Origin of the sequence: Citreimonas sp. (genome assembly GCF_042096055.1) — a bacterium.
GTDB lineage: Bacteria > Pseudomonadota > Alphaproteobacteria > Rhodobacterales > Rhodobacteraceae > Citreimonas.
Genome location: NZ_JBELMH010000092.1, coordinates 1 through 10,737, shown reverse-complemented (window position 1 = coordinate 10,737; position 10,737 = coordinate 1). Strand labels below are relative to the sequence as shown.

Annotated in this window: 10 protein-coding genes; 3 read left to right on the top strand and 7 right to left on the bottom strand. The window is 71.1% G+C overall.

What is annotated here, in order from left to right; translation table 11 throughout:
• The 4 genes from ACFDTC_RS15645 to ACFDTC_RS15630 form a co-directional block, all read right to left on the bottom strand.
• A partial coding sequence (locus ACFDTC_RS15645; RefSeq protein ID WP_375259819.1) for a 2Fe-2S iron-sulfur cluster-binding protein occupies positions 1 to 449 on the bottom strand: 449 nt, incomplete at its 3' end.
• Positions 446 to 787, bottom strand: a complete 342-nt coding sequence (locus ACFDTC_RS15640; RefSeq protein WP_375259818.1) for a sarcosine oxidase subunit delta — start codon at positions 785 to 787, stop codon at positions 446 to 448. The genes ACFDTC_RS15645 and ACFDTC_RS15640, both read right to left, overlap by 4 nt.
• A gap of 126 nt (positions 788 to 913) precedes the next feature.
• A complete protein-coding gene (locus tag ACFDTC_RS15635; RefSeq protein ID WP_375259817.1) occupies positions 914 to 1,078 on the bottom strand; it encodes a hypothetical protein in 165 nt (54 codons plus the stop codon).
• 142 nt (positions 1,079 to 1,220) lie between these two features.
• Positions 1,221 to 2,465, bottom strand: a complete 1,245-nt coding sequence (locus tag ACFDTC_RS15630) for a sarcosine oxidase subunit beta family protein (RefSeq protein WP_375259816.1) — start codon at positions 2,463 to 2,465, stop codon at positions 1,221 to 1,223.
• A gap of 212 nt (positions 2,466 to 2,677) precedes the next feature.
• On the opposite strand from ACFDTC_RS15630, the gene ccmI reads away from it, so the two are divergent.
• The 3 genes from ccmI to ACFDTC_RS15615 all read left to right on the top strand — a co-directional run bounded on the left by ccmI (position 2,678) and on the right by ACFDTC_RS15615 (position 4,771).
• Positions 2,678 to 3,910 carry a c-type cytochrome biogenesis protein CcmI gene (ccmI, locus tag ACFDTC_RS15625; RefSeq protein WP_375259815.1) on the top strand — a complete coding sequence of 411 codons (1,233 nt, stop codon included), beginning with the start codon at positions 2,678 to 2,680 and terminating at the stop codon, positions 3,908 to 3,910.
• A gap of 109 nt (positions 3,911 to 4,019) precedes the next feature.
• Positions 4,020 to 4,505 carry a Holliday junction resolvase RuvX gene (ruvX, locus tag ACFDTC_RS15620; protein ID WP_375259814.1) on the top strand — a complete coding sequence of 162 codons (486 nt, stop codon included), beginning with the start codon at positions 4,020 to 4,022 and terminating at the stop codon, positions 4,503 to 4,505.
• Positions 4,502 to 4,771, top strand: a complete 270-nt coding sequence (locus tag ACFDTC_RS15615; RefSeq protein ID WP_375259813.1) for a DUF1289 domain-containing protein — start codon at positions 4,502 to 4,504, stop codon at positions 4,769 to 4,771. The genes ruvX and ACFDTC_RS15615 overlap by 4 nt, the downstream gene beginning before the upstream one ends.
• A 7-nt stretch (positions 4,772 to 4,778) precedes the next feature.
• Here the strand turns inward: ACFDTC_RS15615 and ACFDTC_RS15610 are convergent, their stop codons facing one another.
• The 3 genes from ACFDTC_RS15610 to ACFDTC_RS15600 all read right to left on the bottom strand — a co-directional run.
• A complete protein-coding gene (locus ACFDTC_RS15610; protein ID WP_375259812.1) occupies positions 4,779 to 5,600 on the bottom strand; it encodes a sulfite exporter TauE/SafE family protein in 822 nt (273 codons plus the stop codon).
• Positions 5,597 to 6,589: a tRNA dihydrouridine(20/20a) synthase DusA gene (dusA, locus tag ACFDTC_RS15605; protein WP_375259811.1), complete on the bottom strand. Its 993-nt coding sequence runs from the start codon at positions 6,587 to 6,589 to the stop codon at positions 5,597 to 5,599. The genes ACFDTC_RS15610 and dusA overlap by 4 nt, the downstream gene beginning before the upstream one ends.
• Before the next feature lie 156 nt (positions 6,590 to 6,745).
• Positions 6,746 to 10,737, bottom strand: a 3,992-nt coding sequence (locus ACFDTC_RS15600; protein WP_375259810.1) for a hypothetical protein, incomplete at its 5' end; no start/stop codon positions are given.

The following is a 10,737-nucleotide window of genomic DNA, read 5'->3' as shown; positions in this document are numbered from 1 at the left end:
AGGCCGGCCGACCGGCGGATGAACGGCTCGTAGACGTGTTTCCAGAAGGCGCGGGGCTGCATGAACATCTTGTAGTAGAAGCCCGCCGGCAGGAAGCGCGACAGCGCCGCGTTGATCGAGCCCACGTCGTAGTCGAGGCTGGGCCAGCGGTTCTGCGACGTCGATTCCAGCCCGTCGAAAAGCTCGGTCGTGGTGGCGCGGGCGTTCGGTTCGAACCGGTCGCCCTGCCCCAGGCCCACCAGCGCGTTGGGCTCTTCTGCGCCCGAGGCGACGATGCCGCGCGGGCGGTGATACTTGAAGCTGCGCCCGACCAGCGTGCGGCCCTCGGCCAGCAGCGCCGAGGCGAGCGTGTCGCCCGGATGGCCCTGCAGCCTGGTCCCGTCGAAGGTGAAGGCGACCTTGCGGCTGCGGTCGATCAGCCGGCCGCCGGTGGCGAGACGGGTGCTCATGCGCTGGGGTCTTTCGCTTGGGAGGGCGTCCAGTCGGGCCGGCGCGCGGCGATCCGGTCCAGGATCGGCTGCGGCGGCTGCGCCGTCTGGGCGGGATAGGTGCCGAAGACCTCGTTGGTCGCGGTGCAGCGTGCGGCGTGGAACCACTTGCCGCAGCCCATCGCGTGACGCCAGCGCTCGAAATGCACGCCGCGCGGGTTGTCGCGCAGGAAGAGGTATGCCTCGAACGCGGTGTCGTCGCTGTCCGGGCCGCGCCGGGTCAGATGCGCCTGCCCGCCGGGGGCAAGCTCGGTCTCGTCGGCGGCTGCGCCGCAATTCGGACAGGTGAGGATCAGCATGACGCACCCCATGAGAACGGGATGCGCGACGGCGTCGCAGGGACACCTACCGAAACGGTCCGAGGCGATGGCGTGATGCGCGCGGCAATCGCGCGCGCATCACGCCGGATCAGCCCGGGGGCTGCGTCACTCGGTGACGGGTTCGTTGTCCAGTTCCTCGGTCTCCTCGATCTCGGTGCCCGGCGTGGTGGCCTCGAGCGCCTCGTCGCCGACCTCGAACACGCCCCAGACGAAGAGCACGACGAGCAGGATGATGATGGCGACGACGATGAGAATGATGTTGCGCAGCATGACGGGTCCTTTCCGCATTGGTTGTCTGCGCGATCAACCTTTCGTGCGCGTTCCCGGTTCCCGCCGCGCATGCCACGGCGGCGGGACGATGCCGGTGTGCAACACTGCGGGGCCGCCCGGCCCGCCCGAGGCGCCGCCCCAGTCAATGCGCCACCCCCGCGGCGACGGATTCGTCGATGAAGCGCCCCTCGCGGAAGCGGTCCAGCGTGAACGCCTCGGTCAGCGGGGCGTGGCCCTTGGCCATCAGCTCGGCAAAGCCCCAGCCCGAGCCGGGGATCGCCTTGAACCCCCCGGTGCCCCAGCCGCAATTGACGAAACAGCCGTCGAGCGGCGTCTTCGACAGGATGGGAGAGCGGTCGCCGGTCATGTCGACGATCCCGCCCCACCAGCGCAGCATCTTGAGGCGTGACAGCATCGGGAACGTCTCGATCAGCGCGCGCACGGTTTCCTCGACATGGTGAAAGCTTCCCCGCTGGGTGTAGTTGTTGTAGCCGTCCGCGCCGCCGCCGATGACCATCTCGCCCTTGTCGGACTGGCTCATGTAGCCGTGCACGGTGTTGGCCATGACGACGCAGTCCATCACCGGCTTGATCGGTTCTGACACCAGCGCCTGCAGCGCCACGGATTCGATCGGCAGGCGGAAGCCCGCCATTTCGGCCAGCACGCCCGAATGGCCCGCCACGACGAGGCCCAGCTTGTCGCAGTCGATCGCGCCCTTCGTGGTGTCGACACCGGTGACGCGGCCGCCGTCGCGGCGGATGCCGGTGACTTCGCATTGCTGGATGATGTCCATGCCCATGGCCGAGCACGCGCGCGCGTAGCCCCAGGCGACCGCATCGTGCCGCGCGGTGCCGCCGCGGGCCTGCCAGAGCGCGCCCAGAACCGGGTAGCGCGGGCCTTCGAGGCGGATGATCGGCACGATCTTCTTGACCTCGGCGGGGGTGATGAAGCGCGTGTCCACGCCCTGCAGCGCGTTCGCGTGCGCTGTGCGCCGGTAGCCGCGCACCTCGTGCTCGGTCTGGGCCAGCATCATCACGCCGCGGGGGCTGAACATGACGTTGTAGTTCAGTTCCTGGCTGAGGGTCTCGTAGAGGGCGCGCGACTTCTCGTAGATCGCGGCCGACGGGTCCTGCAGGTAGTTGCTGCGGATGATCGTTGTGTTGCGCCCGGTGTTGCCGCCGCCCAGCCAGCCCTTTTCGAGCACCGCCACGTTGGTGATGCCGAAGCGCTTGCCGAGGTAGTAGGCGGTGGCCAGCCCGTGGCCCCCCGCGCCGACGATGATCACGTCGTAGCGTGCCTTGGGCTGCGCCCGGCGCCAGGCGCGCTCCCAGCCGCGGTGGCCGGTCAGGGCCTCGCGGGCGACGGCGAAGGCGGAATAACGTTTCATGGCATCCGAATCCCGGGGCAACCTGCCCTTCCCACTAGCAACGCGTATCACCGCCTCCGCCGCCCGCAAGCGGCGCAATGCAGCGCGGATGCGACATGGCCCGTTTCGACGCGGGCCACGGACGGCGCCGGGCAAAGTGCCGCGCCCCATCGGGCCTTTCGTCCGCGCCCGCGCGGGGTTACACCTGCGCGGCGCAACGAGGCGGAGACGACATGACGCTGTTCTGGGGAGTGACGGGGCTGATGGCGCTGGCCGTGGCGGCGCTGCTGGCGCTCTCGGTGCTGCGCGGGCGGCGCGACGTCGCGCCGGCACAGGCCTCGGACCTGCGGGTCTACCGCGACCAGCTGTCCGAGATCGACCGCGACCTGGCCCGTGGCACCATCCCCGCCGAGGAGGCCGAGCGCCTGCGCACCGAAGTGTCGCGCCGGATCCTCGCCGCCGACAGCGCCGCCCGCGGCGACGCGGCCCGGCCCGAACAGCCGCGCGCGGCCTCGGCCGGGGTGGCGGCGCTCGCCGCGGTGCTGGTGGTGGCGGGCGCTTTCGTGCTCTACGGCCGGCTGGGGGCGCCCGGCTACCCGGACCTGCCGCGCCAGGGACGCATCGCCGCGGCCGAGGACGCGCGCCAGACCCGCCCCAGCCAGGCCGAGGCCGAATCCGGCCTGCCCGCCACGCAATCGCCCGACGCCGATCCCGACTATCTCGCGCTCGTGCAGCAGCTGCGCGGCGCGGTGGCCGAACGGCCCGGCGACCTGCAGGGCCTCGCGCTGCTCGCCCGGTCCGAGGCGGCGCTCGGAAACTACGTCGCCGCCTACCAGGCCCAGCAGGCGATCATCGAGGCGAAGGGCGACGCGGCCACCGCGGACGATTACGCCGATCTCGCCGACATGATGATCCTCGCCGCCGGCGGCTATGTCAGCCCGCAGGCGGAACGCGCGCTCGATGCCGCGCTGACGCGCGATCCGCGCAACGGCGTGGCGCGCTACTACGCCGGGCTGATGATGGCCCAGACCGGGCGGCCCGACCTCGCCTTCAACACCTGGGACCGGCTGCTGCGCGAAAGCCCGGCCGACGCGCCCTGGCTGCAGCCGATCCGCGCCCAGATCGAGGACATCGCCTGGCGCGCGGGCATGGCGGACTACACGCTGCCCGAACCGCAGGCCGCGCCGCGCGGCCCGACGCCCGAGGACATGGAGAACGCGGTCGAGATGACTCCCGAGCAGCGCATGGAGATGATCCGCGGCATGGTCTCGGGCCTGTCGGACCGGCTGGCGACCGAGGGCGGCCCGCCCGAGGACTGGGCGCGCCTGATCACCGCGCTCGGCGTTCTGGGCGAGACCGACCGTGCCCGCGCCATCTGGTCCGAGGCGCGCTCGGTCTTCGCGACCTCGCAGGATGCGCTGGACATGCTCGACGCCGCCGCGGCACAGGCGGGGCTGGAAGAATGATTGCACGCCTCCGCGCGGCTTCTTTGGTCCGCAAAGATCCCGGGGGAGTCGCCCGGAACGGGCGGCGGGGGCAGCGCCCCCTGCCCGGTCGAGGTCACGGAAACCCGTCATGATCCACGAAGAAATCACCGACTTCGCCGCCGCGCTGCGGCCGATGCAGGCGCTCGCCGGGCTCGACCTGGGCGACAAGACGATCGGCGTCGCCGTGTCGGATTCGATGCGCGCCGTCGCCTCGCCGCTGCAGACGATCCGCCGGCGCAAGTTCACGCTGGATGCCGAGGCGCTGCTGGCCGTGCTGCAGCAGCGCGGCATCGGCGGGCTGATCCTGGGCCTGCCGCACAACATGGACGGCAGCGAGGGGCCGCGCTGCCAGTCGACCCGCGCCTTCGCGCGCAACTTCTCGCGGCTGTGGGACGGGCCGATCGGCTTCTGGGACGAGCGTCTGTCGACCGTCGCCGCCGAGCGCGCCCTGCTCGAGGCGGACACCTCGCGCCGCCGCCGCGCCGAGGTGATCGACCACGTCGCCGCCGCCTACATCCTGCAAGGTGCGCTCGACCGCCTTGCCCACCTGTCCGCTACGCAGGTCCGCCCATGACCGACCGCCGCCCCTCCGACACCGAAAGCGCCTGGCGCCGGGACGAGATCGAGAGCCCCTGCGTGAAGACCTGCGTGATCCACCCGGAAACGCGGCTGTGCGCCGGCTGCCTGCGCAGCATCGACGAGATCACGCGCTGGTCGAAGATGACGCCCGACGAACGCCGCGCCGTGATGGCGGAGCTGCCCGACCGCGGCGGCGCGCTGAACAAGCGCCGCGGCGGCCGGGCCGCGCGGCTGGCGCGCCGCGACGGTCAGGCGGGCTGACGCCCGATCAGCTGCCGAACGCGGTGAACAGCATGTTGACCGCGACGATCAGGATGAACACGGCAAAGGACCGCCGCAGGGTCATCCCGTCGAGCTTGTGGGCGATCTTCGCGCCGATCGGTGCCGTGACCAGCGTCATCGACACCGCCACCACGAAGGCCGGAAGGTTGACCGCGCCGAAGGTCAGCGGCGGCGCGTCGGCCACGTCGACCAGCAGGAAGCCGATGACCGACGGCACCGCGATCAGCGCGCCGAAGCCCGCCGCGGTCGCCACGGCGTTGTGGATCGCCACGCCGAACAGCGTCATCAGCGGCACGCCGAACGTGCCCCCGCCGATCCCCATCAGCACCGACAGAAGCCCCACCAGCGGGGACAGGACAGACCGCCCGGCCAGGCCCGGCATCTGCTGGCCCAGCCGCCAGTCGGGACGTCCGAAGGCCAGGTAGAGACCCACCAGCATCGCCACGATGCCGAACAGCGCCTCGAGCGCCTCGGTCCGCACCTGCGCAGCGACGAACACGCCGACGATCGCACCGATGACGATGCCCGGCGCCCAGGTCTTGAGGATGCCCCAGTCGACCGCGCCGCGCTTGTTGTGCGCCGCGACCGAGCGCAGCGAGGTGATCACGATCGCCGCCAGCGACGTCGCCAGGCAGACCTGCATCAGCTTGGGGCTCTCGTAGCCCAGCGTCGAGAAGACGAAGAAGAAGGCCGGCACGTGCACGATGCCGCCGCCGACGCCCAGCATGCCCGCGAGAAGGCCGGCGAAGGCGCCGGACAGCAGAAGAAGCCCCACGAGGGGCGCGAGGGTGGCAATGTCTGGGATCATGCGGCTTGGGCCTCTTCCATGCGCGACAGCGCGGTCTCGATCAGGGTTGCGTCGGCGCCGGGACGCACGGCCTGCTCGGACAGGGTGCGGCGCCAGGCGCGCGCGCCCGGGCGGCCGGCGAACAGGCCCAGCATGTGGCGCGTGACCTGGCTCAGCTTGCCGCCCGCGTCCACGTGCGCCTGGGCGTAGGGCATCATCGCGCGGGCGATGTCCTCGGGCGCATCGCCACGTGGGGCATCGCCCCAGATCGCGGCATCGGCGCCCGCAAGCACGTCCCACGGCTGGTGGTAGGCTGCGCGCCCGACCATCACGCCGTCGAGGCCCTGGTCCAGCAGCGCGCGCGCCGCGTCGAGGCTGTCGACCCCGCCGTTGATCGAGACGTGCAGGTTGGGAAACAACTGCTTCATGCGCAAGACGAGGTCGTAGTCGAGCGGCGGAACATCGCGGTTCTCCTTCGGGCTGAGCCCCTGCAGCCAAGCCTTGCGCGCGTGGACGGTCACGCGCTCGCAGCCGGCCGCGACGATACGGGCGAGGAATTCGGGCAGGACCTCTTCGGGATCCTGGTCGTCCACGCCGATACGGCATTTGACGGTGACGGGCAATTCCGTAACGTCACGCATCGCCGCAACGCAGCGCGCCACCAGCGCGGGGTCGCGCATCAGCACCGCGCCGAAGGTGCCCGACTGCACCCGGTCCGAGGGGCAGCCGCAGTTGAGGTTGATCTCGTCGTAGCCCGCGCGCGCGCCGAGCCGCGCGGCCTGCGCCAGCTCGGCCGGGTCCGAGCCGCCAAGTTGCAGCGCCACGGGATGCTCGGCCGCGTCGAAGTCCAGCAGGTGCAGCGCGCCCCCGCGCACCAGCGCCGACGCGGTCACCATCTCGGTATAAAGCAGCGCCCGCCCCGAGATGAGGCGGTGGAAATACCGGCAGTGCCGATCGGTCCAGTCCATCATCGGCGCGACGGACAGTCTGGCGTTCTGGTCTATCTGCATCCTCGACCTTCGGGCTGGCGTCGGCGCCTGGGCCTGCGCGGCGACGGTGCGCTGCACATAGTCGATCCGGACGGGGGAGGCAAACCGCTGCGCCGCGGCATGGCGGGCGCGGCGCAGCGAGGGAGGCCGCCGGTTACGGATCGAGGCCGCGCACCGTCAACCCGTCCACCAGCCTTCGGGGACGTCGTAGACGATGCGGTCGATGTTCAGGATCGGCTGGTGCACGTCCTGGATTACCGCGAACAGCACCAGCGACTGCACCAGCCGCGCCGACATTGTGGGCATGCCGGCCCTCTCGTGCCAAAACGTGACGTCCGCGGCGATCGCGTCGGCGATCGCCTTGATCGGATCCGCGTCATCCTTCGCCGTGGCGAGGTCGATCACCACCCCGTCCGCCAGCAGCACCGAAGCGCGGCTGGTGAGCGCCGAGCCGGCGGCGCGCGGGTCGCGGATCAGGCTGTACTCGTACCGCGTCTCGATCTTGGCGGCGCGCGTGTTCTTCAGCACCGAGGCGACGCCGAGGACCACGTTGAACGTCTTGAGCAGCGTCGTGGCCAGATCGGGCGCGGTCTCGTCGTTGCGGAACTCGTCGATCCGCAGGCGCGGGATCACCGGGCTGGCATAGGTGCTGGCGGGAGTCGCGTAGACGAGGTTCGGATTGACCGTCAGGTCGCCCCCCTCGCCCAGGTTCGAGTTCCGCTTCAGCCACGTGGTCAGCCGCGCGGTCTGCCGGTCGAGCGCGCTGAGATCGCGCCAGCGCAGCGCCAGCCGGTCCGCCTCGGCGTCGTAGGCGTAGAGCCGCGTGAAGGCGTCCGGCCCCGTCTTGCCGTCCTCGCCGTTGATCCGGGGCCAGATCGCGGACTGCTCGCTGGTGACGATCAGCTGTCCGGGCGCCTCGAACGCCTTCTCGAAGTCGATCGCGTACGAGATCGTCTCCTCGGCCGGCGGCGCGGTCATTCGGGCCGCGCGCGGCGTCGCGGTCTGCCAGCGCGCGGGGATCGGCACGCCCCGGAACCCGGCCCAGTAGATTGCCACGTCCTTGACCAGCCCGAACACCACGTCGAGCAGGTCGTCGGCGATCGGCAGGTCGCCCTCTTTTGCCACCAGCGCCTCGAGCAAGGTTTCGAGCTCGGGCCAGGCGACCGCGTAGCGCGCGAGCGCCTCGAACAGGGGCACCACGTCGCCCGTCTCGCCCGGCCCCCGCGCCAGCGCCGCGGGGGCGCGTTCGATCACCACCCGTTCGTTCAGGCGCAGCTCGGCGAAGAGCGTGTCCTTGGCGTCCTTCTCGGTCTTGCGGATCACGGATTCGTAGGACCACAGGAAGAAGTCGTCGACGGAATCGGCGGTGCCCGCGAATTGCTGGATCGCGCTCTGCGCCTCCATCACCGGGACGGCGGGGTAACTGATGGACGGGATGGGCACGCTGACCTCGCCCAGATCGAAGGCAAGCTCGGACGCGAGGTCCGAATCGACGACGCGCAGCCAGCTCGACGGCACGTAGCCGCCCGCCCGGTGCGCCGAGGCGATCCGGTGCTCGACGAAGCCGACCTTCCAGACCAGCGCCATGTCGAGCTTGGCCTGTCGACTGGGATTGACCGCCGAGACCAGGAAGTTCGCGAAGCGCGGACCCGAGTCCGCCGGCGGTTCGGTCGGCAGGCGCGTGTTCGAGACCGAGAATGCGTCGGCGGTGTCGCCTGTGCTCGGCGTCGTGCCCGTCGCCTTGACCCCGCCGAAGATGCGCGGCGCGTCGACGCCCGCCTGCGCGGCCTGCGCATTGGTCACCTCGGCGGCCATCTGCATCACGACGAGGCTGTCATAGGCGGCGGCGAGGCGGGTCAGCACGTGCTGCTCGAACCGGTCGCGCGCGCTGGTCAGATCGCCCGGGACCACCTGCCGCGCGCCGAAGGTCGACAACCGCGCCGTGCGGACGTCGGGCACCAGGATCGGCTCGACCCCGGCCTTCAGGCATTCGGCCAGCAGGCGCTTGGCGGTGGCGAACTCGGCGAACCGCCCCTGCCCCTTGCCGACGACGACGCTCGAGACCGCCGGCCCCATGATCCGGTCCATCGTCGCTAGGAATTGCCGCGCCCAGGAATCGACGTCGATCTCGGAAAAGGCGCGGGTCTCCTCGGTCGGGGTCAGGTCGGCATCCCACAGCGTCACCGGGACGCCGGCATGGCCCTGCAGCTTCGTGCTGATCGGCACCAAGGTGAAATACGCGACCGAGCCTGCGTCGAACCGGACGTCTAGGCCCGAGGACGCGCTCCACTTCAGGCCCCACAGGACCGGCTCGGCGCCGGCCGCGGCGAAGTCGGACACACCGTTGCGCACCGTCAGCTTCAGCAGCCCATCGGCACCGTCATAGCCGCGGAAAGCGTCCTCGAGCTGGTTGGCGAAGTGGCGCAGATCGACCTCGGCGGGCTCTGGGCCATCGCCCTCCTGGCGGTTCTCGGGCGGGACGGACAGGTCGAGCGGCACCGTCCAGCGGCTTTGCGCCGCTTCGGGAAGCCGCTCGGCCGCCAGCGGATCGACGAACGCGGTGCGGCGCAGCTGCGTCTGGACCGTGATGGCGAAGATCGTGTCGGGCTGGCCGGTCAGGGCCGCGGGATCGAATGGCACCGGGATCGTGATCCTGCGCGGCACCAGCGGCGTCTTGTGCTGCAGCAGCGCGTCCAGGTCGGCGACGATCCGGTCCGCGGCATACCGCAGCGGATCCTTCACCGCGCCCAGCGGCGCCGGCGGGCCGAAAAACGTGCTCAGTACCTCGGCCTCGACGTTCGGGTCGCGCAGCTGCGCCAGGATCAGCCCGTAGCGGAAGCGCGCGATTTCCGCCTGCCGGGCGGCCTTGTCGGTGTCGGTGGCGCCCGCCTCGGCGGTCATGAAGCGGTGCACGTCGCGGCGCACAATCTCGTCCGGCTGGAAGTCGAGCGTCAGGAACAGGCAGGGCCGGCCGTCGTCGTCGCGCCCGACGCGGTAGGTCGACTGCGTGCCCGGCCATTCGCCCAGCGGCACCAGCGGGTCGTGGTAGAGCACCTCGAAGGCCACCGTGTGATCCGCCTCAGCCAGCGCGTTGCCGTAGGTGTCGAGCAGGCGGAACTGAAGCTCGGGGCGGCGCCCGGTCACGCCGTAGATGGTGTTCTCGGCGCCGGTGCCGAAGCGGTAGGCCGGGACCACCTGGCGGTAGCGGCCGGGGCCCGCGTCGCCCAGCGCGATGTCGCGCGTGTCCTTGGCGCGCGACAGCGGCAGGCTCCACAGCGAGGGATCGAAGCCCGCGGGCTGATCGTCGCTGCGCACGCGGTACTGGATCAGGTCGTAGAGCGCGGCGACCGTCTCGGGCGCGAAGGGCGCCGGCCGCTCGGCCTCGGCAATGGTCAGCGCGGGCGCGGTGGTCCAGTCGATCTGGAACGCGACGCAGCCGGCCTGGTAGGCGGGATGGTGCACCTGCACCGGCGCACCGTCCGCGTCATCGGCGGCGATGAAGGCGGTGTCCGCCACGTCGCCCGGCAGGATCAGCGCGTTGTCGTAGGGCCTAAGCGCGCGCGGCGCGGTGGCCGACGCCATCACGGTCAGCGTCGCGGCCCCGGTGTCGTCGAACATGTCGTCGGGCAGCGGGGCGCCGGACGCGTCTGTGTAATGCAGGAAGAAGCCGGTCGCGTTGACGACGCTCGCCTGCCAGATCAAGCGCAGGAAGGCCGCGACGTCGCCGATGCCCGCGTCGTCGGGATCGTCCTCCTCGACCGCGCCCAGCATCAGGGGGCGAAACAGGTTGTCTGGCTGCGTCAGCGTCGAGAGGTTCGTCTTGAACAGGTAGACCGAATTGTCGGGCGCCGCAGTGGGCAGCGTGGCGTATCCGCGGTCGCCCCCGGCGTCGCGGTCGATGCGCACGAGGTCCAGCCGAGTCGCGCCGATGTCGCCGCTGTCGAGCAGCATCCGGATCCGGCTGCGCACGTCGTCGGTGGTCGTCGAGATCTCGTAGACGCCCTTCAGCTCGGTCGGCCGCGGCGCGCCGTCGTCGGTGAACTGCCCGGTCGAGGGCACCGCGACCTTGCGGATGCGGAACTGGATCATCAGCGCGGGCAGGATGTCGAAATCCGGCGTCGGCGGCGCCGTCGGATCGGGCTCGGCCCGCTGGCCGAACAGCGTGAGCG

Excerpts from the sequence above, each read along its gene's own strand:
- ACFDTC_RS15640 (WP_375259818.1), bottom strand. The coding sequence starts at position 787 with ATGCTGATCCTCACCTGTCCGAATTGCGGCGCAGCCGCCGACGAGACC.
- ACFDTC_RS15635 (WP_375259817.1), bottom strand. The coding sequence starts at position 1,078 with ATGCTGCGCAACATCATTCTCATCGTCGTCGCCATCATCATCCTGCTC.
- ACFDTC_RS15630 (WP_375259816.1), bottom strand. The coding sequence starts at position 2,465 with ATGAAACGTTATTCCGCCTTCGCCGTCGCCCGCGAGGCCCTGACCGGC.
- ccmI (WP_375259815.1), top strand. The coding sequence starts at position 2,678 with ATGACGCTGTTCTGGGGAGTGACGGGGCTGATGGCGCTGGCCGTGGCG.
- ruvX (WP_375259814.1), top strand. The coding sequence starts at position 4,020 with ATGATCCACGAAGAAATCACCGACTTCGCCGCCGCGCTGCGGCCGATG.
- ACFDTC_RS15615 (WP_375259813.1), top strand. The coding sequence starts at position 4,502 with ATGACCGACCGCCGCCCCTCCGACACCGAAAGCGCCTGGCGCCGGGAC.
- ACFDTC_RS15610 (WP_375259812.1), bottom strand. The coding sequence starts at position 5,600 with ATGATCCCAGACATTGCCACCCTCGCGCCCCTCGTGGGGCTTCTTCTG.
- dusA (WP_375259811.1), bottom strand. The coding sequence starts at position 6,589 with ATGCAGATAGACCAGAACGCCAGACTGTCCGTCGCGCCGATGATGGAC.